The following is a 22,470-nucleotide window of genomic DNA, read 5'->3' as shown; positions in this document are numbered from 1 at the left end:
CAGGCATCCTCGTGTCGGAGTCGTGGCTGTCGGATCCAGTGTCGCACAATATAAGTGACCGCTTAGATTTGGTTCGTGACAGGATGACCCGGTGAGCAAGAAGCTGCAGCCGGTCCTGGTCCTCAACGGCCCCAATCTCGGACGACTCGGGAAGCGTCAGCCCGAGATCTACGGGCACACCACCCACGACGAGCTCGCCGCGATGTGCGTCGACTGGGGTCATGCGCTCGGCTTCGCCGTGGACGTACGTCAGACCAACCACGAGGGCGACATGGTCGACTGGCTCAACGCCGCGGCCGACAAGGGCGTCCCGGTCGTGCTCAACGCGGCCGCCTGGACCCACTACTCCTACGCCATCTACGACGCCTGTGCGCAGCTGACCGCCCCGCTCGTCGAGGTGCACATCTCCGAGCCGCTCGAGCGGCCCGAGGTCTTCCGGCACACCAGCGTCATCACCCCGCACGCGGTCGCGGTCGTGGCGGGCAAGGGCATCGACGGCTACCACGAGGCGCTCTCGGTCATCGCCGAGAAGCTCGTCGACGCCTGACCTGACCCATATTGGCGATCGCCGCCGACTGATTCCTGGCCGGCCGACTTCGGGGGCCACGGTGAGCACATGGGTCGGCTGCTGGCAGGTCTCGCGCGGGTCCTCGCCGTGCTGCTCGCCGGCGGAGTGCTCGGCGCGCTGATCGGCGGCGTCGGTGGGCGGGTCGTGATGTACCTGCTGATCCGGCTCAGTCCGGAGGCCGGCGGCGTCACCAGCGACGACGGGTTCGAGATGGGCCGGTTCACCCTGGACGGCTCGCTGAACCTCGTCGTGGTCTGCACGGTGCTCGGCGTCGTCGGTGCGGTGGTCTACCTGATCATCCGGTGGCTGCTGTTCGGGCCCTGGTGGTTCCGCGTCCTCAGCGTCACCCTCGCCGCCGGCGTCGGAGTGGGCAACATCATCGTCCACGCCGACGGCGTCGACTTCAGCCTGCTCCAGCCGGCCCTGGTCTCCGTGCTGGCGTTCGTGGCGATCCCCGCGGCGTACGGGGCGGCGCTGACCGTCGTCGCGGAGCGATGGATCCTGGCTGCCTGGCCCGTTCCGCCGGAGACCGGGGCAGTGGGGCGCGCCACGCTGTGGGTGTTGCGCGCGGTGGCGCTGGCCGTCGGCGTACTCTCGCTGGTGGATCTCGCCGGGAAGACCGCGGTCGTTGCTTGATTCGGCCCTGTGCGGACTCGCGGATAGGATTCTCCGAGGCCCTTGGGGGCCCTACGAACCTTGACGGACATTGACAATTGAAGCCTGCATCGGTGCAGGTCAAAGAGACGAAGGCTGACGGACGGTTATGGCGACGACGAACGACCTCAAGAACGGCATGGTGCTGAAGATCGAGGGCCAGCTCTGGCAGGTGGTCGAGTTCCAGCACGTGAAGCCCGGCAAGGGTCCGGCCTTCGTCCGCACCAAGCTGAAGAACGTCGAGTCGGGCAAGAACGTCGACAAGACCTTCAACGCCGGCACCAAGGTCGAGACCGCCACGGTCGACCGCCGCTCGTTCCAGTACCTCTACAACGACGGCTCGAACTTCGTCTTCATGGACGTCGCCGACTTCGACCAGGTCGAGGTCGACCCGGAGATCATCGGCGACAGCGCCGGCTTCCTCCTGGAGAACCAGGAGGTCATCCTGGCCACCAACGAGGGCCGCGTGCTCTTCGTCGAGCTCCCGCCGTCGGTCGAGCTCGTCATCTCCTACACCGAGCCCGGTGTCATGGGTGACTCGGCCACCGGCCGCACCAAGCCCGCCACCCTGGAGACCGGCGCCGAGATCCAGGTGCCGCTCTTCATCGAGCAGGGCGAGAAGATCAAGGTCGACACCCGCGAGGGCGGTTCCTACCTCTCCCGCGTCAAGGGCTGACCTGTGGCTCACGTCGCCACCGCCCGCACCAAGGCCCGTAAGCGCGCGCTCGACCTGCTCTTCGCCGCTGAGGCCCGTGGACTCTCCGCCGGCGATCTGCTCGACCAGCAGATCCGCGAGGGGGAGGTGCCCAACAACCCGTTCACGGTCAAGCTCGTCCGTGGTGTGGTCGCCGAGTCCGAGCGCATCGACGCTCTGATCGCCGCCTTCGCCAAGGACTGGTCGCTGGCCCGGATGCCCGCGGTCGACCGCAACGTGCTGCGCCTCGGCGTCTGGGAGCTCATCGACGGCGACGTCGCCGCCGAGGTCGCGATCAGCGAGGCCACCGCCCTGGTGACCGAGCTGTCGACCGACGACTCGCCGTCCTTCGTCAACGGTGTGCTCGCCGCGGTCGCGAAGGACCTCGCCAAGGCCTGATCAGCATGAGGCGTACGCCTGTCCGGGAGCGTTCCGGGCAGGCGTAGCGTCATTTCAGGGTGCGGCGCGACGCGTGTGTTTTCCGGTTATCGACGATTGCTTCGGTCGGGACCGTATGTTTGACCCAAGGCTGAGATGGAGGCCGTAACCCAGCACCCGTATTCGGAGAGCGCATGACGCAGGAGAACAACCCCTACGACGAGCCGGACTCGCGCACCCGGCCGACCGGAGCACCCTCGCACTGGGTGACGCCGCCTCCGCCGCAGACGGCGGGACGGCCGCCGACGCCCCCCACGCAGCCCCGTCCCGACCCGAGTCAGGAGGCGACTCGCATCACCAACCCACAGGTCACCACGACACCCGCCCCGCCCCCTCCGGCGGCGGTGACGCCGCCGCCTCCGGGCGTCCACGGCCTCGAGGTCCCCAGCGCGACCGACTTCCTCGACCGGCGCGCTGAGTCGGCCGGGTTCGGTCCCGCGACCTGGGGCTGGCGAGGCGCGATCCGCAAGATGTCCGGCGGGCTGATCAGCCCCAAGATGGGCCAGGCCGAGGTCGCCTACGAGCAGGACCGGGCGATGATCCAGCGCGACTTCGACGGGCCTCGCACCATCGTCTTCATCAACCCCAAGGGCGGCGCCGCCAAGACCACCGGCGTGCTGGCGGCGGGCTACACCTTCGGCACCGTACGTGGTGGCGGGATCGTGGCCTGGGACAACAACGAGACCCGCGGCACCCTCGGCATCCGCGGCATGCGGAGCACCCACCGCAACACCACCCGCGAGCTGCTCGACAACCTGGCCGCGTTCAACAACGTGCACCAGTCCCGCATCGGCGACCTCGGTGCCTTCGTACGCTCCCAGGGTGACGCCCACTTCGACGTGCTCGCCTCCGACGAGCGCCCCGACGTCACCGGCCAGATCCACGCCGACGACTTCGGGCAGGTGCACCAGCTCCTGGAGCGCTTCTACAAGGTGATCCTGGTCGACACCGGCAACAACATGCGTGCCGAGAACTGGCTGGCCGCCGCCGACACCGCCGACCTGCTGGTGGTGACCTCGACGGTGCGCGAGGACACCGGCTACAGCGGCCTGTGGATGCTCGACGCGCTCCAGGAGTCGGGCTACGCCGACCTCAAGCTGAAGACGATCACGGTGCTCTCCGACCCGTCCCCAAAGGTCGACACCAACCTGGCTCGTGACCTCACCGAGGTCTACCAGCAGCGCACCCGTGGGGTCTACCGGGTCCCGTTCGACCCGGTGCTCGTCGCCGGGTCCACGGTCCAGTACTCCCAGCTCTCCGAGGACACCAAGATGTCGTGGCTGAAGGCCTGCGCTGGGATGGCGCACGCTCTCTAGCCATGGGCCGCTAACGTCGGAGTCATGCGCGCAGTCGTCTACTCCGAGAACGGTCCCTCCTCCGCCATGCGTCTGACCGATCGCCCGGTGCCGAAGCCCGGCCCGGGCGAGGTCCTGGTCAGGCTGGTGCGGGCCGGCGTCAACCCCACCGACTGGAAGGTACGCGCCGGCCTGAGCGCCACCCTCACGACTCCCGAGGCGACCCCGGGTCAGGACGGTGCGGGCGTGGTCGAGGAGATCGGCGCGGGTGTCACGACCCATATCGTCGGTCAGCCGGTGTGGCTCTTCATGGTCCAGCACGGGCAGGCCTGGGGCACCGCGGCGGAGTACGTCACCGTCCCGGCCCACAAGGCCGTCGAGCTGGCCGCTGGTGCCTCCTACGACCTCGGCGCCTCGCTCGGCGTCCCGGCGATGACGGCCCACCGGGCGCTCACCTCCGGCGCGGTGGAGCGGGTGGCCCCAGGGTCGTTCGACGGCCTCACCATCCTCGTCCACGGCGGTGCCGGGGCGGTCGGCAACGCCGCGATCCAGCTCGCCGTGTGGGCAGGAGCGACGGTGATCACCACGGTCAGCTCGGCGGAGAAGGCCGCGCTGGCGAAGACCGCCGGTGCGCACCACATCGTCAACTACCGCGAGGGTGACGGGGCCGCGGCGATCCGCGAGATCGCGCCCGACGGCGTCGACCTGATCGTCGAGGTCGCCCCGGCCGACAACAACGACCTGGACCGCGCGGTCATCGCCAAGCGCGGCACGATCGCGATCTACGCCAACAACGGCGGCGACGAGCTCACCATGCCGCTGCGGGCGACCTTCTCGCTCAACCTGCGCTACCAGTTCATCCAGCTCTACGGCATCGAGCCGGAGCAGATCCAGGCCGCGGCCGACGACGTCGCCGCCGCCGTGGCGGCAGGGGCGCTGCGGGTTGGCCCGGAGGGCGGCGTACCTCTTCACCACTACCGGCTCGAGGAGACCGCCGCCGCCCACGACGCGGTCGAGGCGGGTGCGGTCGGGAAAGTGCTGATCGACCTGGAGTGAGGATAGGGTTGGCCCGATCCTTTAACGAGCCGTCCCGTGAGGCGGAGAAGGAGACCACAACCTTGTCTGATGTTGTCCCAGCCGTTGACTCAGAGCCGTCGACCGATGGTCGCGTCGTGCTCGATGCCCGTGACATCTCCCGGGCGCTGACCCGGATCTCCCACGAGATCCTGGAGCGCAACCGCGATGCGGAAGACCTGGTGCTGCTGGGTCTGCACACCCGCGGGGTGCCGCTGGCCAAGCGGATCGCCGCGCGGATCGAGGCCGCCGAAGGCCATCCGGTCGCGCACGGCGCGCTCGATGTGACGATGTACCGCGACGACCTGCGCACCCATCCCACCCGCGCCCCGCACCACACCGAGATCCCGCCCGGCGGCATCGACGGCAAGACCGTGGTGCTGGTCGACGACGTGCTCTTCTCGGGCCGCACCGTCCGCGCCGCCCTCGACGCGCTGGCCGACTACGGCCGCCCCGCCGTCGTACGCCTGGCAGTTCTCGTCGACCGCGGCCACCGGCAGCTGCCGATCCGGGCCGACCACGTCGGCAAGAACCTCCCCACCGCCCGCTCCGAGCGGGTCGGGCTGCGCCTGGAGGAGATCGACGGCATCGACGAGGTACGCATCGTCGAGCTCGAGGGGGTTTCGGCATGACGAGGCATCTGCTGTCCATCGACGACGTGAGCGCTGAGGAGATCCAGCGGCTCTTCGCCACCGCGGCCGAGATGCACGACGTCCAGAAGCGCGAGGTCAAGAAGCTGCCGGCGCTGCGCGGGCGTACGGTGATCAACCTCTTCTTCGAGGACTCGACCCGCACCCGGTCCTCCTTCGAGATCGCGGGGAAGTGGCTCTCGGCCGACGTGATCAACCTGTCCGCGAAGGGCTCCTCGACCTCGAAGGGCGAGTCGCTGCGCGACACCGTGCTGACCGTGACCGCGATGGGAGTCGACGGCCTGGTGATGCGTCACTCGGCCTCCGGCGCGGCTCATCAGGTCGCGGGCTGGCTCGACATCCCGGTGATCAACGCCGGCGACGGGATGCACGAGCACCCGACCCAGGCCCTGCTCGACGGCTACACGCTCCAGCGCCAGCTCGGCGGACCCGGCTCCCTGGAGGGCAAGCGGATCGCCATCGTCGGCGACCTGACCCACTCGCGGGTGTTCCGGTCCAACGTGAAGTCGCTGATCAAGCTCGGCGCTTCGGTGACCGCCGTCGCTCCGCCCACGCTGATGCCCTCGGGCATCACCGAGTGGGCCAAGGCCGACGGCTTCGCCACCTCCTACTCGCTCGACGACGTGCTGCCCGAGGTCGACGCGGTGATGATGCTGCGCGTCCAGCGGGAGCGGATGAGCGGTGGCTACTTCCCGACGTCGCGGGAGTACACCGTCGGCTACGGGCTCACCCGTCAGCGGCTCGGCATGCTGCGCGAGGGCGCGCCGATCCTGCACCCCGGGCCGATGAACCGTGGCCTGGAGATCTCTCCCGAGGCCGCCGACGCCGCCTCCTCGCGGATTCTCGACCAGGTCTCGGCCGGGGTCGCGATCCGGATGTCCGTCCTCTACCACTTGCTTGCCGGCGAGGAGTCCGCATGAGCCTGCTGATCAAGGGAGTCTCGGTCCTCGGGGCCGAGCCGACCGATGTCCACGTCGAAGGGGGAGTGATCCGAGAGATCGGCACCCTCTCGGCGAACGTCGACGAGGTGGTCGACGCCTCCGGCCTCGTCCTCCTCCCGGGGCTGGTCGACCTGCACACTCACCTGCGTCAGCCGGGTCGCGAGGACGCCGAGACGGTCGCCTCGGGCGCGGCGGCGGCCGCTGCCGGCGGCTACACCGCTGTGCTGGCGATGGCCAACACCTCGCCGGTCACCGACACGGCCGAGGCCGCGGTCTCGGTGTGGGACCTCGGCCGCGAGGCAGGGCTGGCCGACGTGTTCCCGGTCGGCGCGGTGACCAAGGGACTGGCCGGCGAGGAGCTCGCCGAGCTGTCCCTGATGAACCGTTCCCGGGCAGGCGTCAAGGTCTTCTCCGACGACGGCCGCTGCGTCTCGGACCCGCGGGTGATGCGGCGGGCGCTGGAGTACGTCAAGGCGTTCGGCGGCGTGATCTCCCAGCACTCCCAGGACCCATCGCTGGCACCTTACGGTTCGGCCTGCTGCCATGAGGGTGAGCTCTCCGGCCGGCTCGGTCTGCCCGGCTGGCCGGGTGTCGCGGAGGAGGTCATCGTCGCCCGCGACGTGATGCTCGCCCGCCACACCGGCTCCCGCGTCCACGTCGCTCACGCCTCCACCGCGGGCACCGTCGAGGTGCTGCGCTGGGCGAAGGCGCAGGCGGAGAAGGACGGCAGCTGGGCGGTCACCGCGGAGGTCACCCCGCACCACCTGCTGCTCACCACCGACCTGCTCGCCGGCTACGACCCGACCTTCAAGGTCAACCCGCCCCTGCGCCCCGCCGAGGACGTCGAGGCCCTGCGGGCAGCCCTGGCCGACGGCACCATCGACGCGGTCGCCACCGACCACGCCCCGCACGCGCGCCAGGACAAGGAGCACGCCTTCGTCGACGCGGCCTTCGGGATGCTCGGGCTCGAGGAGGCACTCTCGGTCGTCTCGACCGTCATGGTCTCCTCGGGGCTGCTGGACTGGGCCGGCGTCGCCCGGGTCATGTCCACGACCCCGGCCCGGATCGCCGGGCTCGAGGAGCACGGGCGCCCGATCGCGGTCGGTGAGCCGGCGAACCTGGCGCTGATCGACCCGGCCGCGACCTACGTCGTGGATCGCGACCGCTCGCTCTCGCTCTCCCGCAACAACCCCTGGCACGACCGCAAGCTCACCGGCCGCGTCGTGTCCACGTTCCTGCGGGGGAAGCAGACCTACGCCGGTTAGGCTCCACCGCCGTGACCGACGTCTTCTCAGAGAAGCTGGCGCAGTGGCGCGCCTACACCGCGACCCCGTGGGGCCGCATCCGCTACACCGTGGTCGAGGAGATCCTCCGACGCCAGTGTGCCGAGCTGGGTGAGGGGCTCCGGATCCTCGACGTCGGCGGCGGGGACGGAATGGACGCGTTGCCGCTGGCACTCGCCGGGCACGACGTCACGATCCTCGACCCGTCAAAGTCCTGGCTGGCCGAGGCGGAGCGGCGGGCGGTGGAGGCGGGCACGTCGGTGACCACGCTCGTCGGCGGTCTCGACGACCTGCCGGAGGGGGAGTGGGACCTGGTGCTGTGTCACTTCGTGCTGCGTTATCGGGCTGGTGATGCCGGGGACGTAGGCCGGTTGGCGGCCGCCGTCCGCCCCGGCGGCCGGCTGTCGGTGATGGAGCCCAACCCGGCGAGCATGGTGCTGCGCCAGCTGGTCACGGGCGGTCCTGAGGCCGCTCTCACCGAGCTGCGCGCGGACACCAAGCGCACCGTGACCTTCGACCATGACGTACGCAAGGTCGCGATGGGCGACCTCGAGGCCGAGCTCGCGTCGGCGGGGCTGCGGCTCACCGGCCGCTTCGGCACCAGGATCGCCAACGACCTGCTCACCGACGACACCGCGAAGGCCGACCCCGCCTACCTCGACCGCCTCCTCGAGCTCGAGCGCGAGCTGTGCGACCAGGAGCCGTTCGTACGCATCGCCGGGATGTACCAGCTCGTCGCAGAACGTCCAGGCGGGTGAACGACGAGTTGAGCTATGCTCGCCGGGCTGGATCCGTACGTCGATGGCCAGGCGCCGCCGCTGAAAGGCGCCACTTCTCATGATCATGTCGGGAGCATCCACCACGCGCCGATGAGTGGCGCGAAGACCAAGCCTCGCGAGCTGCGAGCCAAGCGTCGATCTGGTCGCCATTCCTGCTGGGACCACCTCGTGGTCGCGCCGCTGTGGGTTGCGTACGGGGCGAATCTCGGCACCTTGTTGCGCACCTGTGACGCGATCGGCGCCTGTCTGGCGGTGCCGCGCACCAAGCACTACCTCGACGCGCTCCAGGTCGGCGACACGCTGCGGGGACGGAGGCCCTGCCTTCACTGGGTGGCACCCAGCAAGGAGGAGTGGATCGCGGCCCAGCGTCGTGCCGGGAAGCGGATCGTCGCCGTCGAGCTCGCCGACGGAGCGACCCCGCTCACCCGGCTGACCCCGGCACGTGAGCCGACGGTGCTCCTGCTCGGGCACGAGCACCACGGGGTGCCCGACGACGTGCTCGCCGAGGTGGCGGAGTGCGTCGAGATCCCGATGGTCGGCTGGGGTGCGAGCCTCAACGTCGCGGTCGCGGGGAGCCTGGTGGCCTACCGGTTGGCCGGGCTGTCGTGACGCGCCCGCGGGCCGGGTTAGGCTCGGGAGCGTGGATAACCTCGAGCGCGTCTACAAGATGCCCTTCGGCTCCGTCTACCCGCACTATGTGACGAAGGTGGAGAAGAAGGGCCGCACCACGGCCGAGCTGCACCAGGTGATCACCTGGCTGACCGGCTTCGACGACGACGCGATCGCCAAGCACATCGAGGCGGAGACGAGCTTCGAGGAGTTCTTCGCCGCCGCCGACCTCAACCCGAGCTCGGAGCTGATCACCGGTGTGGTGTGCGGCGTGCGGGTCCAGGAGATCGAGGACCCGGTGATGCGCCAGGTGCGCTACCTCGACAAGCTCGTCGACGAGCTGGCCAAGGGAAAGGCGATGAAGAAGATCCTGCGCGGTTAATCGGTTGGACGGAGCAGCGGTCGCCGCGTACTCTTTACTCATCATGAAGTTCCTGCGCTGACCTCCGACCCGCGCCCGAGGCACATGCCCGGCGGGTCGTCCTCGAACCCGAAGGCCAGCGCTCTGATGTCATCTTCCATCGTCTCCGGACCGATCGTCGTCCGCGACCTCTCCGTCTCCTTCCGCAGCGGCTCCGTCCTCGCCGGGATAGACCTCACCGTCTCCCCGGGCGAGCGGATCGCGCTCGTGGGGGAGAACGGTGCCGGCAAGTCCACGCTGCTCCGCGCTATCGCAGACCGGCTTCCGCGCACCGCCCAACGCACCGGCACGCTCGAGGCTCCTGCCGACCTCGTCTGGCTGCCGCAGGAGCCGCCGTTCCGCGACGCGGCGAGCATCGAGGACGTACTCGCGACCACCCTGCGCCCGCTCCGTGAGGCCGTCGCCACGGTCGAGACGCTTGCGGACCGTCTCGACGACCCCGAGGTCGCCGAGACGTACGCGAGCGCGCTCGACTTCGCGGTGGCCCACGACGCCTGGGACGCCGACCGGCGGGCCATCCTGGCCGCCGAGCGTCTCGGTCTCAGCGGCCTGGACCGGGAGCGCCCGATCAGCACGCTCTCGGGCGGGCAGCGGACCAGGCTGGCGCTGGCGACCGCGATCACCCGCCGTCCCGACGCGCTGCTGCTCGACGAGCCGACCAACCACCTCGACGACGAGGCGGTCGCGGTCCTGGGGGAGTTCCTGCGCGATCTCCCCGGCGTCGTGCTGATGGCCTCCCACGATCGCGTCTTTCTCGATGAGGTCGCCACCGGCCTCTTCGACCTCGACCCCACGGCCTTCGGCACCGACGGTGCCGGCGGCCGTCTCTTCGGTGGCGGCTGGAGCGCCTACGAGGAGGCTCGACAGGCCGCTCGTGAACGGTGGGAGCAGACGTACGCCGAGCAGCAGGACGAGCTCAAGCGTCTCCGGACCGCGACCAAGATCGGCAACGACGCGATCGCCCACAACCGCGGCCCGACCGACAACGACAAGTTCATCTACAAGTTCAAGGGCAGCAACGTCGAGCGCACCGTGGCCCGCCGCAAGAAGGACGCCAACCGGCGCCTGGAGGAAGCCGAGGACGCCCAGGTACGCAAGCCGCCGCCGCCTCTGCGGCTCAACGCCGCGCTGTCGGCTGCGGGCACGAGCGGGAGGATGGTCGTCGTACGCGACCTGGTGGTCGAGGAGCGGGTCAGCCTGCCGGTCCTGGACATCATGGCGGGTGGGCACCTGCTGATCACGGGGCCCAACGGCAGCGGCAAGTCTACGCTGCTCGGCGTGATCTCCGGCCGGGTGAAGCCGACCTCGGGGGAGGTCCAGGTCAGCGCCCGTCATGTCGAGGAGCTCACCCAGGACCCTCAGTTCGGGGACCTGCGCCGCAAGGTCGCTGACGTCTACCTGGAGTCGGTGGGGGAGGTGCTGGCGACCCAGGTGCCGCTACGTGACCTCGGCCTGGTCCACCCGCGCGACCTCAACCGGCCCGTCGGCGCGCTGAGCGTCGGACAGCGTCGCCGGCTCGACCTGGCGATCGCCATCGCCACCGGCCCGGACCTGCTGCTTCTCGACGAGCCCACCAACCACATCTCGCTCACCCTGGCAGGCGAGCTGGAGGAGGCGATCGGGGTCACCCCGGGCACCATCGTCGTCGCCTCCCATGACCGTTGGCTGCGGCGGCGCTGGTCGGGTCCAGAGCACCGTCTCGTGCCCTGAGGTGTCGTCGGCGGGCCACTTGCGGGCGAAACCCTGTGGATGAGCAGAGTTATCCACAGGCGCCGATATCGTCGTTGTCCTCCTCGACGGGCCATGGTGCCGTTGACCCATGACCGACAAGATTCCGTACGCTCCAGTCCTCCGCACCCAGGCCGACGTCGAGGCGGCCTGGCGACACCTGATCAACCCGCTCGGCTGGCCCGAGCCACGGCTGTGGTTCATGCTCGTCGGCGCGGACGGCGTCCCGCTCCCGCAGCTGTGCCAGATCGAGGAGGTGCCCGTCGAGATCGGCGACGACGGCGCTGCCCAGGTTGCCGCGATGCTCCATGACCTGGTCGATGATCTGGGCCTCGACCGGGTCGAGCTGCTGCTGTGCCGGCCGGGCGGTGGCCCACCGAGCCGGTCCGACCGGAAGAACGCCGCACATCTCTACGGAGCGTGTGCCGTGGCCGCGGTGCCGCTCGATGTCGTCCACCTCGCGACCGACCAAGACTTCTGGCCCGTCCCGTTGGACGCGCTCGGCGAGCTCAGAACTCCAGCGTGACCTTCGTGTCGCCGAGCTCGCGCGAGACGATGCTGTCGAACTCTGCCGCGGCGGCCTCACGCTCGACGAGGTCACGCAGCGCGTGGTCGATCGCAGCCTGGTTGGTCGTCGTCCCGGCGATCTTCCTCGCTTCGGCCAACAGCTCTTCGTCGATGCTGATCGACGTCTCGGTCATGGCGTACCCCCGCACGGAAATCTGGATGAAACATCGAAACGCTAGCGGTGCACAACCATGCAACGCAATGACCTGCGACAACCGTCACATCGTGTCGCACTCACCCGGCTATGGTGCACGACCATGAGCCCGGAGGACCGACTGCTGACCGACATCTCGATCATGGTGGACTCGATCGAGCCGATGGACACCGAAGAGGGCGGCCACATCGCCGATGCGTCGGCCTGGCTGTGCGTGACCGACGACGTCTTCCGACGCACCACCGATCCGACCGAGCCGGCCAAGCACCTGGTCTCCTACTTCCTGCTCCTCGACCCGGTCAGCGGCCACGTCCTGCTGGGCGACCACCGCAAGTCGGGCCTCTGGCTGCCCTCGGGCGGTCACGTCGAACCAGGGGAGAATCCCGCCGACACGGTCCGTCGGGAGTGCGTCGAGGAGCTCGGCGTCGAGGCTCGTTTCCATCCCTCCCTCGGACCGCGCCCGCTGTTCGTCACCGTCACCAGGACCCGGCCCGACCGCCCCGACGTGCACACGGACGTCAGCCTCTGGTTCGTCCTTGCGCACGACCGCCACCGGCCTTTGCAGCCCGACGAACGGGAGTACGCCGGTGTGCGCTGGTGGACGCCCAGCGAGATCCGAGCCACCGATCCGCGTTCGTTCGACCCGCACATGGGCCGGATGCTCGACAAGCTGAAGACCCTCTGAGTCCGAGCGTCACTCAGGCCCGCTCAGCTCTTGCTGGAGTCGCTCGACACTCGGCAGGCTGGCCCGCAACTGATACTCGGCGACTCCGAGCGGCTGTGTCGAACCGCGCAGCGAGTACTCCGCCACAACCTGGTTGCGGCTCTGGCACAGCAGGATCCCGATCGTCGGCGCATCCTCGGGATGAGCCATCTCGCCATCGACCGCCGCCAAGTAGAAGTTGAGCTGCCCCAGGTGCTCGGGCTTGAACTTCCCGGCCTTGAGCTCGATGACGACGTAGCAGCGCAGCCTCAGGTGATAGAAGAGCAGGTCGATGAAGAAGTCTTCCCCGCCGACCTCGAGGGACACCTGACGCCCGACGTACGCGAATCCGACTCCGAGCTCGACCAAGAACTCGGTGACGTGGTCGACCAGGGCCTTCTCGATATCGCGCTCCCTGGCTTCGCCCCCGACGCCCAGGAACTCGAAGTTGTAGGGGTCTTTGACGATCTCTCGCGCGAGATCCGATGTCTCCGGCGGAAGCGTGCGTTCGAAGTTGCTGATCGCTCGTCCGGAGCGCTCGAGGGTCTGGAGGCTGATGTGATGGACGAGCACGGCCCTGGACCAGCCGTGTTCGACTGCTGCGGCGGCGTAAGCCAGCCGTTCATCGGTGTTCTTCAGCTTGCTGAGCAACTCGATGTTGTGACCCCAGGACAAATTGTCCAACGGCCGTTGGACAATTGCCTCCCTGGTCCAGGCCGCCGCGAACGAACGCATGTACATCAGGTTGGCACGTGAGAATCCGGTCATCCCGGGGAAGGACTGCCGCAGATCGCAGGCGAGTCGTTCGACGACCTTGCTGCCCCAGCCTTCAGCTTCTTGCTTGACGACGATCTCGTGGCCGATGTCCCAGTAGAGCCGGATCATGGCTGCGTTGAGCGCGACTGCCGCCTGTTGCTGCGCGCTTCGGATGTGGGTCTTGAGGTCGTTGAGCCAGGTGGCATAGCCGTCGGGCAGCGAAACAGAGTCGGTCACGGCGCGTTCTCCTTGAAGGCGTACGAATCACCGCCTGCGATTGCAGGCGGGATGTTCGCCGCTCCTGGAGGCACCTGAGGCGCTATTACTTACCCTCGCGACTGGCGGCCCCTTCTCACAGACCTGGCTGGCCCGGTACTTCGGAGTGATCGCCTGAGTTGCCTTGATTAAATCATCTGTTCGTGGCCTGAGCCAGGAGGCGCGGCCCGAGCGAGGCGATCGACGAGTCGCAAGGCATCAGGTAGGCGGGCGGAGCCGGCCATGTCGCTGACCATGTGGGCCGCATCTGCCAGCGACATTCCGGCGGCTGTCACGTACAGCGGGTTCGTCGAGATTCCGCGGAGGACCGGCTCGGCGTGGGTGGCGGCGCGGAACCTGGTCTTGGCGACGCCGATGACCGCCGGCGCGAGACCCGCGTCCCAGACGTGCCAACCCAGGCCGGGCCGTCCGGTCGGGTCGAGGTCGACGTAGCCATCGACGATGAGCACGTCGAGGGAGCGAGCGTCGGCGAGGAGAGCTTCCAGCGCGGGGAGCTCACGCTCATAGAACCTTCCCGGGACGTAGTCGGCGACCTCGTCGAGCCAGGCCGTACGTTCCTCCGCGATCGAGGTGAACTCCGCCTCGCGGCTCGTCACGAGCGCGGCGTGACCCCCTCCCGATGGCGGGTAATGGACGTCGGTGGCCCCGAACCTGATCGTCACGGTCACAGAATAGGGCGACCGAGGGGAACACCGGCGAGTCCTCCATCCAGCACATGCCAGGATGGAGGCGAGAAGGGCCGATGTGGGTCCATAGACGTAGGGGTTAGAGATGACGGACGCGAACTGGTACCCGGACCCGACGGGTCAGGCCGAGCTTCGCTACTACGACGGGAGCCAGTGGACCGAGCACGTGTCCACGGGCGGGCAGCAGTCGACGGCACCCCTGACGCCGCCTCAGGCCACTGTGGAGCAGGAGGCGCCGACGCAGGTCGGTTCGGCGCAGGCGGTGCAGGCCGCGTACGGCGAGAGCGCCCAGGCGCAGCCGGCCCAGGCTGCGTCGGCTCAGTACGCCCAGCAGGCCGCGCACGCGCAGGCCCAGCCCCAGCCCACCGGCGACCCGTTCGCCGGGATCTCGGGGGACCTGATCGACGGCCGCTTCGCCGAGATCGAGGACAGCGGTGCGGTGCTGCAGAACAAGAAGCTCCTGCGCGTACGCGTCGGGGAGCCGTTCCAGGCGCGCCAGGGCTCGATGGTGGCGTATCAGGGCAACGTGCAGTTCAAGTACCAGGGCGGAGGCGTGGGGAAGTTCCTCAAGAAGGCCGTCACCGGTGAGGGCCTCAGCCTGATGGGTGTCGAGGGTCAGGGCGACGTCTTCCTGGCCGACGCGGCCAAGGAGGTCCACATCCTCCAGCTGAACAACTCCGGCATCTCGATCAACGGTGACCACGTGCTCGCCTTCTCCGGGAGCCTGCAGTGGAACATCGAGCGGGTCCAGGGTGCCGGCATGCTGACCGGCGGTCTCTTCAACACGACCCTGCGCGGCACCGGCTGGATCGCCGTCACCACCGAGGGCGACCCGGTGGTCCTCAACGCCGGCGAGGCGCCGACCTTCGCCGACACCAACGCGGTCGTCGGCTGGTCGCTCGGTCTGCAGACCAGCCTGCAGAAGTCGTTCACCGCCGGTGCGCTCATCGGCCGGGGTAGCGGCGAGGCGTTCCAGGTCGCCTTCCACGGCGCCGGCTTCGTCATCGTGCAGCCGTCCGAGGGCGGGGTCGTGCCGCCCCACTCGCACAGCTGAGCGCGACCCGACTGGCGCAATGCCGCGTACGTCACATGGTGGCGTACGCGGCGGACGCCAACTGCCGTCAACCGGCATCGGCTTGATACTGTCACCAACAAGTTGACCGACATCCTTTAAGCACCGTCCTGTGAGGCGGAGAAGGAGGTACGGCGTGCCGCTGCATGCCCACAAAGAAGCACTCCTCGTACTCGAGGATGGTCGATCGTTCCGGGGGGAGTCGTTCGGCGCCGAGGGTGAGACCTTCGGCGAGGCGGTCTTCTCCACCGGTATGACGGGCTATCAGGAGACGCTGACCGACCCGAGCTACCACCGGCAGGTGGTCGTGATGACCGCGCCGCACGTCGGCAACACCGGCGTGAACGACGAGGACCCCGAGTCCCGCCGGATCTGGGTGGCCGGGTACGTCGTCCGCGACCCTGCCCGGGTCTCCTCCAACTGGCGTGCCCAGCGCACCCTCGACGACGACCTGCGTGACCAGTCCGTGGTCGGCATCAGCGGGATCGACACCCGCGCCCTGACCCGCCACCTGCGTGAGCGCGGCGCGATGCGCGTCGGGATCTCGACGATCGAGACCGACCCCGAGGTCCTGCTGAAGAAGGTGCTCGCCAGCGCCGAGATGAGCGGTGCGAACCTCTCCGACGCGGTCAGCACCGCCGAGGCGTACGTCGTCCCCGCCAAGGGCGAGAAGCGGTTCACCGTCGCGGCCCTCGACCTGGGCATCAAGGAGATGACCCCGGAGCGGATGGCCGAGCGCGGCATCGAGGTCCACGTCCTCCCTGCGACCGCGTCCCTCGAGGACGTCCTCGCGACGAACCCTGACGGGCTCTTCTACTCCAACGGCCCCGGCGACCCGGCGGCGACCACCGGCCAGGTGGAGCTGCTCAAGGCGGCGCTGGCCGAGAACATCCCCTACTTCGGCATCTGCTTCGGCAACCAGCTCTTCGGCCGCGCGCTCGGGTTCGGGACGTACAAGCTCAAGTACGGCCACCGCGGGATCAACCAGCCGGTCATGGACCTCACCACCCGCAAGGTCGAGGTCACGGCCCACAACCACGGCTTCGCGGTCGATGCCCCGATCGGCGAGGAGACGACGACCGAGTTCGGCATCGCGACCGTCTCCCACGTCAACCTCAACGACGACTGCGTCGAAGGCCTCGAGCTCAAGGACGCCGAGACGGGGAAGCTCAAGGGCTTCTCGGTCCAGTACCACCCGGAGGCAGCGGCAGGTCCGCACGATGCCGCCTACCTCTTCGACCGGTTCATCTCTCTCATGGCGAAGGAGGTCTGAGCGATGCCCAAGCGCGAAGACATCAAGTCCGTGCTCGTGATCGGCTCCGGCCCGATCGTCATCGGCCAGGCCTGCGAGTTCGACTACTCCGGCACCCAGGCCTGTCGCGTGCTGCGCGAGGAGGGGATCCGGGTCGTCCTGGTCAACTCCAACCCGGCCACGATCATGACCGACCCGGAGTTCGCCGACGCGACCTACGTCGAGCCGATCACCCCGGAGTTCGTCGAGAAGGTCATCGCCAAGGAGCGCCCCGACGCGCTCCTGGCCACCCTCGGCGGCCAGACCGCGCTCAACTGCGCGGTGGCGCTGGACGAGCGCGGGATCCTGGAGAAGTACGACGTCGAGCTGATCGGCGCGAGCATCGAGGCGATCCAGCGCGGTGAGAACCGCGAGCAGTTCAAGGAGATCGTCGCCGAGCTGGGCGGCGAGTCGGCCAAGAGCGTGATCTGCCACTCCGTCGAGGACCTGATCGCCGGCGCCGAGGTGCTCGGCTACCCGCTGGTCATCCGGCCGAGCTTCACGATGGGCGGATCGGGCTCGGGCTTCGCGTACGACGAGACCGAGCTGCGACGCCTGGGCGGGGCCGGTCTCGCGGCCAGCCCGACCACCGAGGTGCTCCTGGAGGAGTCGATCCTCGGCTGGAAGGAGTACGAGCTCGAGGTCATGCGGGACCGCAAGGACAACTCGGTCATCGTCTGCTCCATCGAGAACCTCGACCCTATGGGCGTGCACACCGGTGACTCGATCACCGTCGCCCCGGCGATGACGCTGACCGACCGCGAGTACCAGAAGCTCCGCGACCTGGCGATCGGCATCATCCGCGCCGTCGGCGTGGACACCGGTGGATGCAACATCCAGTACGCCGTCAACCCGGCCGACGGCCGGATCATCGTCATCGAGATGAACCCGCGCGTCTCGCGCTCCTCCGCGCTGGCCTCCAAGGCGACCGGCTACCCGATCGCCAAGATCGCCGCCAAGGTCGCCATCGGCTACACCCTCGACGAGATCGAGAACGACATCACCGCCGGGCCCAACGGCTCGACCGCCGCCTCCTTCGAGCCGACGCTCGACTACGTCGTGGTCAAGGTCCCGCGCTTCGCCTTCGAGAAGTTCCCGGGCGCCGACACCAAGCTGACCACGCACATGAAGAGCGTCGGCGAGGCGATGGCGATCGGCCGCAACTTCACCGAGTCGCTCCAGAAGGCTCTGCGCTCCCTGGAGAAGCCCGAGGCGGTCTTCGACTGGACCCAGGAGGTCGTCGAGCTCGACAAGCCCGCGCTGCTGGAGGAGATCAAGGTCCCCACCGACGGCCGGCTCAAGCGGGTCATGGACGCGATCCGCTCCGGTGCTACGCCGGAGGAGATCTTCGAGAGCACCAAGATCGACCCCTGGTTCGTCGACCAGCTCTTCCTGATCAACGAGATCGCTCAGGAGATCATCGCGGCGCCCGAGCTGACCGCCGAGGTGCTCCGCTACGCCAAGCGGCACGGCTTCTCCGACTTCCAGCTCGGCAAGATGCGCGGCATGACCGCGGACGTGGTCCGAGGCGTACGCCACGCGCTGAACATCCGTCCGGTCTACAAGACCGTCGACACCTGCGCGGCGGAGTTCGAGGCACGTACGCCCTACCACTACTCCTCCTACGACGAGGAGACCGAGGTCGCGCCGCGGGAGAAGGAAGCGGTCATCATCCTCGGCTCCGGGCCCAACCGGATCGGGCAGGGGATCGAGTTCGACTACTCCTGCGTGCACGCCTCCCTCGCGCTGAGCGAGGCCGGCTACGAGACCGTCATGGTCAACTGCAACCCGGAGACGGTGAGCACCGACTACGACACCTCCGACCGGCTCTACTTCGAGCCGCTCACCCTGGAGGACGTGCTCGAGATCGTCCACGCCGAGCAGCAGGCCGGACCGGTCGTCGGAGTGATCTGCCAGCTCGGTGGCCAGACCCCGCTGGGTCTCGCCCAGGCGCTGAAGGACAACGGGGTGCCGATCGTCGGCACCAGCCCCGAGGCCATCCACCTCGCCGAGGAGCGCGGCGCGTTCGGGCGGGTGCTGGCCAAGGCCGGTCTGGTCGCGCCGAAGCACGGCATGGCCACCACGTTCAACGAGGCCCGAGAGATCGCCGCCGAGATCGGCTACCCGGTCCTGGTGCGCCCGTCCTACGTGCTCGGCGGTCGCGGCATGCAGATCGTCTACGACGACGAGGCGCTGCGCTCCTACATCGAGGCCGCGACCGAGGTGACCCCCGACAAGCCGGTCATGGTCGACAAGTTCGTCGACGACGCCGTCGAGATCGACGTCGACGCCCTCTACGACGGCACCGAGCTGTTCCTCGGTGGCGTCATGGAGCACATCGAGGAGGCCGGGATCCACTCCGGCGACTCCTCCTGCGCGCTGCCGCCGATCACCCTCGGCGCCGCCGAGGTCGAGCGCATCCGCGTGGCCACCCTCGCGATCGCCGAGGGTGTGGGCGTACGCGGCCTGCTCAACATCCAGTACGCCCTCGGCTCCGACGTGCTCTACGTCATCGAGGCCAACCCGCGCGCCTCCCGCACCGTCCCGTTCGTCTCCAAGGCGACCGCGACCCCGCTGGCCAAGGCCGCGGCGCGGGTCATGCTCGGCGAGTCGATCGCGGAGCTGCGTACCGCTGGGGTCCTCCCGGCCACGGGCGACGGGGGAGCGCTGCCGCCCAACCAGCCGATCGCGGTCAAGGAAGCGGTCATGCCGTTCAACCGGTTCCGCACCCCGGAGGGCCAGCAGGTCGACACGGTGCTCGGTCCGGAGATGAAGTCGACCGGCGAGGTCATGGGGCTCGACTCCGACTTCGGCCGCGCCTTCGCCAAGAGCCAGGCCGGCGCGTTCGGTCCTCTGCCGACCTCCGGCCGGATCTTCGTGAGCATGGCCAACCGCGACAAGCGCACCATGATCTTCCCGATCAAGGTGCTCGCCGACCACGGCTTCGAGATCTTCGCCACCGAGGGCACCGCCGAGGTGCTGCGCCGCAACGGCGTCGCCTCCCGGGTGATGCGCAAGCACTCCGCGGGCACCGGGCCCGACGGGGAGAAGACCACCGTCGAGCGGATCCTCGACGGAGAGGTCGATCTGGTCATCAACACGCCCAACGGCACCTCCAACGCGAAGTCGGCCCGGATGGACGGCTACGAGATCCGCACGGCGGCGATCGTCTCCAACATCGCCTGCATCACCACGGTCCAGGGTCTGGGCGCAGCGGTGCAGGGCATCGAGGCGCTGAGCCGCGGTGAGATCGACGTACGCAGCCTGCAGGAGTGGCGCGACGTCGTCGGCCACCACGACGGTGGGGTGTCCGCCACATGAGGCCCTACCGGACCCTGTTCGACAAGGTGCTGACGAAGACGGATCCGGAGCGTGCCCACCAGCAGGCGTTCGCCGCGATCCGTGCGGCCGGCCCGGCGCTGTCCAGGACGCGTACGCCGGGTTCCCCGGTCCACGCGATGGGACTCACCTTCCCGAACGTGATCGGCCTGGCCGCGGGCTTCGACAAGAACGCGGTCGGCATCGACGCGCTGGGCGGGCTCGGCTTCGGGCACGTCGAGATCGGCACGGTCACCGGGGAGGGGCAGCCGGGCAACCCCGCGCCGCGCCTCTTCCGGCTGCCTGCCGACCGCGCCGTGATCAACCGGATGGGCTTCAACAACGACGGCGCCGAGGCGGTCGCCGCCCGGCTGGCGAGCCGTCTGGAGCGCCGGGGCACGGCAGCCGGCGGACCGGTCCTCGGCATCAACATCGGCAAGACCAAGCTCGTCCCGGAGGACGACCAGGCGGCCGTCGAGGCCGACTACGCCAAGTCGGCCCGGCTGCTGGCTCCCTACGCCGACTACCTGGTGGTCAACGTCTCCTCGCCCAACACGCCCGGCCTGCGCAGCCTGCAGTCGGTCGAGAAGCTGCAGCCGCTGCTGGAGCACGTCCGCTCCATCGCCGACCAGGTCACCAAGCACCGGGTCCCGCTGCTGGTCAAGATCGCCCCCGACCTGGCCGACTCCGACGTCGTCGAGGTCGCCGACCTGGCCGGCGCGATCGGCCTGGACGGGATCATCGCGACCAACACCACCATCGGTCGTGAGCACCTCGCCTCGGCGCCTGACGAGATCACCGCGGCCGGTGCCGGCGGACTCTCCGGCGCCCCGCTCAAGGCGCGTGCCCTCGACGTCCTGCAGCTGCTCCGCAGCCGGGTCAGCCCCGAGATGACCCTCGTCGGCGTCGGTGGCATCACCACCGCCGAGGATGCCCGCGAGCGCCTCGCCGCCGGTGCCGACCTGCTCCAGGGCTACACCGGGTTCATCTACGAAGGACCCGGCTACGCCCGCCGGATCGCGAACGGGGTGGGTCGATGACGTTCGGTGCTCGCTATGCCGCCGCCCTCGATGAGCGTGGGAGGCTCTGTGCCGGGATCGACCCGCATGCCTTGCTGCTCCTCGACTGGGGGCTCAACGACGACGTCGCCGGCCTGGAGAGGTTCGCCCTGACGGCCGTCGAGGGTCTGGCTCCCTACGTCCCCGTCGTCAAGCCGCAGAGCGCGTTCTACGAGCGCTTCGGCTCGCGTGGCGTCGCGGTGCTGGAGCGGGTCATCGCCGAGTCGAAGGCCGCCGGCGCGCTGGTGCTCCTCGACATCAAGCGCGGCGACATCGGCTCCACCAGCCAGGCGTACGCCGACGCCTACCTCGATCCGACCAGCCCGTTGGGCGCCGACGCGGTGACGGTGAGCCCCTATCTCGGGTTCGGCTCGCTGACGCCGTTCGTCGAGACCGCCACGAAGTTCGACGCCGGGCTGTTCGTCCTCGCCCTGACCTCCAACAAGGAGGGACCCGAGGTGCAGCACGCGACGGTCGAGGACGGCCGCAGCGTCGGCCGGGTCATGCTCGACCACCTGCGCCGGCTGAACGAGGCCGAGACCCCACTGGGCTCCTTCGGTGCGGTCGTGGGCGCGACGATCGACGGCGTGGACGGTGCGGGGGTGGCGTACGACTTCGGGTTCAACGGCCCCATCCTGGCGCCGGGCTTCGGTGAGCAGGGCGGCACCCCGGCCGACCTCGCCCGGATCTTCGGTGCCGCGAACGCGAACGTGGTCGCCAGCACCAGCCGCGGGCTGCTCCGCAAGGGCCCGGACGTGGCCGCGCTGCGCGACGAGGCGCTGCGGCTGCGCGACGCGCTCGGCTGAGGTCTGTTCCTTCATCGAGGTATGTAGTCGAAGGGACACATCCCGTGCTGAGCTCCGCACGGGATGTGTCCCTTTCCCTGCATACCTCGACGAAGGACCCACCCCCGCCCCTGCGAGACTGGCCCGATGACCAGTCTCCGGATGGCCGCCCAGCTCCTCGTCCTGCCGATCCTCGCCACGAGCCTGAGCTCGTGCGGTGATCCGATCGACGACTACTGCGAGTCCCTCAAGGGCCACCAGGAGCAGCTGACGAACACCCTGGGGGAGGACGGCACCGGCGGCCTGATCGCCGCCCTGCCGATCTTCGAGGACCTCGAGCGCAACGCGCCCGACGACATCGCGAAGGACTGGAAGACGCTCACCACCGCGATCTCCGGGCTCAGCACGGCCCTCGAGGACGCGGGTGTCGACGCCGACGACTTCGAGAACGGCGAGCCACCCGAGGGCGTCAGCGAGGCCGAGGCGAAGAAGATCGCCGAGGCGGCCACGAAGGTGAGCAGCACGAAGACGCAGGAGGCATCCGTACGCGTCCAGCAGCAGGCCCGGGACGTGTGTCACACGTCCTTGACCCTGTGAACCGAATGGACACCAGATAGGCGACCCCGATTGCCGCCCCGGCAACGTAATGGCTAGATTGGCGCGAGCGCTT

Annotated in this window: 24 protein-coding genes; 21 read left to right on the top strand and 3 right to left on the bottom strand. The window is 69.1% G+C overall.

The window, feature by feature from the left end; genetic code table 11:
* The first annotated feature begins 91 nt into the window (after positions 1-91).
* From ACIRON_RS11595 to ACIRON_RS11530, 14 genes are all read left to right on the top strand, one after another.
* Entirely contained in the window at positions 92-547 is a 456-nt protein-coding gene (locus ACIRON_RS11595) for a type II 3-dehydroquinate dehydratase (RefSeq protein WP_402992456.1), read from the top strand.
* A gap of 69 nt (positions 548-616) precedes the next feature.
* On the top strand, positions 617-1,204 hold the full coding sequence (locus ACIRON_RS11590; RefSeq protein WP_402992455.1) for a hypothetical protein: 588 nt from the start codon (positions 617-619) through the stop codon (positions 1,202-1,204).
* 127 nt (positions 1,205-1,331) lie between these two features.
* Positions 1,332-1,898 (top strand): elongation factor P, encoded by a 567-nt coding sequence (gene efp, locus ACIRON_RS11585; RefSeq protein ID WP_091041298.1) that lies wholly within the window; start codon positions 1,332-1,334, stop codon positions 1,896-1,898.
* A 3-nt stretch (positions 1,899-1,901) separates the two neighbouring features.
* Positions 1,902-2,315, top strand: coding sequence for a transcription antitermination factor NusB (nusB, locus tag ACIRON_RS11580; protein WP_357339179.1), 414 nt, complete (start codon positions 1,902-1,904; stop codon positions 2,313-2,315).
* Positions 2,316-2,488: 173 nt separating this feature from the next.
* Positions 2,489-3,670, top strand: a complete 1,182-nt coding sequence (locus ACIRON_RS11575; RefSeq protein ID WP_402992454.1) for a MinD/ParA family protein — start codon at positions 2,489-2,491, stop codon at positions 3,668-3,670.
* A gap of 24 nt (positions 3,671-3,694) precedes the next feature.
* Entirely contained in the window at positions 3,695-4,705 is a 1,011-nt protein-coding gene (locus ACIRON_RS11570) for an NADPH:quinone reductase (RefSeq protein WP_402992453.1), read from the top strand.
* 62 nt (positions 4,706-4,767) lie between these two features.
* Positions 4,768-5,355 carry a bifunctional pyr operon transcriptional regulator/uracil phosphoribosyltransferase PyrR gene (gene pyrR, locus ACIRON_RS11565; protein ID WP_402992452.1) on the top strand — a complete coding sequence of 196 codons (588 nt, stop codon included), beginning with the start codon at positions 4,768-4,770 and terminating at the stop codon, positions 5,353-5,355.
* Positions 5,352-6,293: an aspartate carbamoyltransferase catalytic subunit gene (locus ACIRON_RS11560; protein ID WP_091041304.1), complete on the top strand. Its 942-nt coding sequence runs from the start codon at positions 5,352-5,354 to the stop codon at positions 6,291-6,293. Before pyrR ends, ACIRON_RS11560 begins: the two co-directional genes overlap by 4 nt.
* The gene (locus ACIRON_RS11555) at positions 6,290-7,579 is read left to right on the top strand and encodes a dihydroorotase (protein WP_402992451.1); all 1,290 of its coding nucleotides are present in this window, start codon (positions 6,290-6,292) and stop codon (positions 7,577-7,579) included. Before ACIRON_RS11560 ends, ACIRON_RS11555 begins: the two co-directional genes overlap by 4 nt.
* A gap of 11 nt (positions 7,580-7,590) precedes the next feature.
* Complete coding sequence (locus tag ACIRON_RS11550; protein WP_402992450.1) at positions 7,591-8,355, top strand: methyltransferase domain-containing protein; 765 nt, start codon at positions 7,591-7,593, stop codon at positions 8,353-8,355.
* A gap of 111 nt (positions 8,356-8,466) precedes the next feature.
* Positions 8,467-8,985 (top strand): TrmH family RNA methyltransferase, encoded by a 519-nt coding sequence (locus ACIRON_RS11545; protein WP_402992449.1) that lies wholly within the window; start codon positions 8,467-8,469, stop codon positions 8,983-8,985.
* Positions 8,986-9,016: 31 nt separating this feature from the next.
* Positions 9,017-9,367, top strand: coding sequence for a DUF2200 domain-containing protein (locus ACIRON_RS11540; RefSeq protein ID WP_402992448.1), 351 nt, complete (start codon positions 9,017-9,019; stop codon positions 9,365-9,367).
* A 126-nt stretch (positions 9,368-9,493) separates the two neighbouring features.
* Complete coding sequence (locus ACIRON_RS11535; RefSeq protein WP_402992447.1) at positions 9,494-11,116, top strand: ABC-F family ATP-binding cassette domain-containing protein; 1,623 nt, start codon at positions 9,494-9,496, stop codon at positions 11,114-11,116.
* A gap of 109 nt (positions 11,117-11,225) precedes the next feature.
* Positions 11,226-11,660, top strand: a complete 435-nt coding sequence (locus ACIRON_RS11530) for a hypothetical protein (RefSeq protein ID WP_402992446.1) — start codon at positions 11,226-11,228, stop codon at positions 11,658-11,660.
* On the opposite strand, the gene ACIRON_RS11525 is transcribed toward ACIRON_RS11530, so the two are convergent.
* Complete coding sequence (locus ACIRON_RS11525; RefSeq protein ID WP_091041311.1) at positions 11,644-11,835, bottom strand: type II toxin-antitoxin system VapB family antitoxin; 192 nt, start codon at positions 11,833-11,835, stop codon at positions 11,644-11,646. The genes ACIRON_RS11530 and ACIRON_RS11525 overlap by 17 nt on opposite strands.
* Before the next feature lie 123 nt (positions 11,836-11,958).
* On the opposite strand from ACIRON_RS11525, the gene ACIRON_RS11520 reads away from it, so the two are divergent.
* Entirely contained in the window at positions 11,959-12,540 is a 582-nt protein-coding gene (locus ACIRON_RS11520) for an NUDIX hydrolase (protein WP_402992445.1), read from the top strand.
* A 9-nt stretch (positions 12,541-12,549) separates the two neighbouring features.
* Here the strand turns inward: ACIRON_RS11520 and ACIRON_RS11515 are convergent, their stop codons facing one another.
* Positions 12,550-13,551 (bottom strand): YhcG family protein, encoded by a 1,002-nt coding sequence (locus tag ACIRON_RS11515; RefSeq protein ID WP_402992444.1) that lies wholly within the window; start codon positions 13,549-13,551, stop codon positions 12,550-12,552.
* A 167-nt stretch (positions 13,552-13,718) separates the two neighbouring features.
* On the bottom strand, positions 13,719-14,252 hold the full coding sequence (locus ACIRON_RS11510) for an endonuclease V (RefSeq protein ID WP_402992443.1): 534 nt from the start codon (positions 14,250-14,252) through the stop codon (positions 13,719-13,721).
* A gap of 109 nt (positions 14,253-14,361) precedes the next feature.
* On the opposite strand from ACIRON_RS11510, the gene ACIRON_RS11505 reads away from it, so the two are divergent.
* From ACIRON_RS11505 to ACIRON_RS11480, 6 genes are all read left to right on the top strand, one after another.
* A complete protein-coding gene (locus ACIRON_RS11505) occupies positions 14,362-15,330 on the top strand; it encodes an AIM24 family protein (RefSeq protein ID WP_402992442.1) in 969 nt (322 codons plus the stop codon).
* Between the two features lie 154 nt (positions 15,331-15,484).
* Positions 15,485-16,621: a glutamine-hydrolyzing carbamoyl-phosphate synthase small subunit gene (gene carA / locus ACIRON_RS11500; protein WP_402992441.1), complete on the top strand. Its 1,137-nt coding sequence runs from the start codon at positions 15,485-15,487 to the stop codon at positions 16,619-16,621.
* 3 nt (positions 16,622-16,624) lie between these two features.
* Entirely contained in the window at positions 16,625-19,960 is a 3,336-nt protein-coding gene (gene carB / locus ACIRON_RS11495) for a carbamoyl-phosphate synthase large subunit (protein WP_402992440.1), read from the top strand.
* Positions 19,957-20,997 (top strand): quinone-dependent dihydroorotate dehydrogenase, encoded by a 1,041-nt coding sequence (locus ACIRON_RS11490; protein WP_402992439.1) that lies wholly within the window; start codon positions 19,957-19,959, stop codon positions 20,995-20,997. Before carB ends, ACIRON_RS11490 begins: the two co-directional genes overlap by 4 nt.
* Entirely contained in the window at positions 20,994-21,821 is an 828-nt protein-coding gene (gene pyrF / locus ACIRON_RS11485; protein ID WP_402992438.1) for an orotidine-5'-phosphate decarboxylase, read from the top strand. Before ACIRON_RS11490 ends, pyrF begins: the two co-directional genes overlap by 4 nt.
* A gap of 126 nt (positions 21,822-21,947) precedes the next feature.
* A complete protein-coding gene (locus ACIRON_RS11480) occupies positions 21,948-22,397 on the top strand; it encodes a hypothetical protein (protein WP_402992437.1) in 450 nt (149 codons plus the stop codon).
* Positions 22,398-22,470: the final 73 nt, after the last annotated feature.

It is taken from the genome of Nocardioides sp. NPDC101246, from assembly GCF_044767415.1.
GTDB lineage: Bacteria > Actinomycetota > Actinomycetes > Propionibacteriales > Nocardioidaceae > Nocardioides.
Note: the sequence above shows the minus strand (reverse complement) of the source record. Positions and strands in the feature narration are given on the sequence as shown.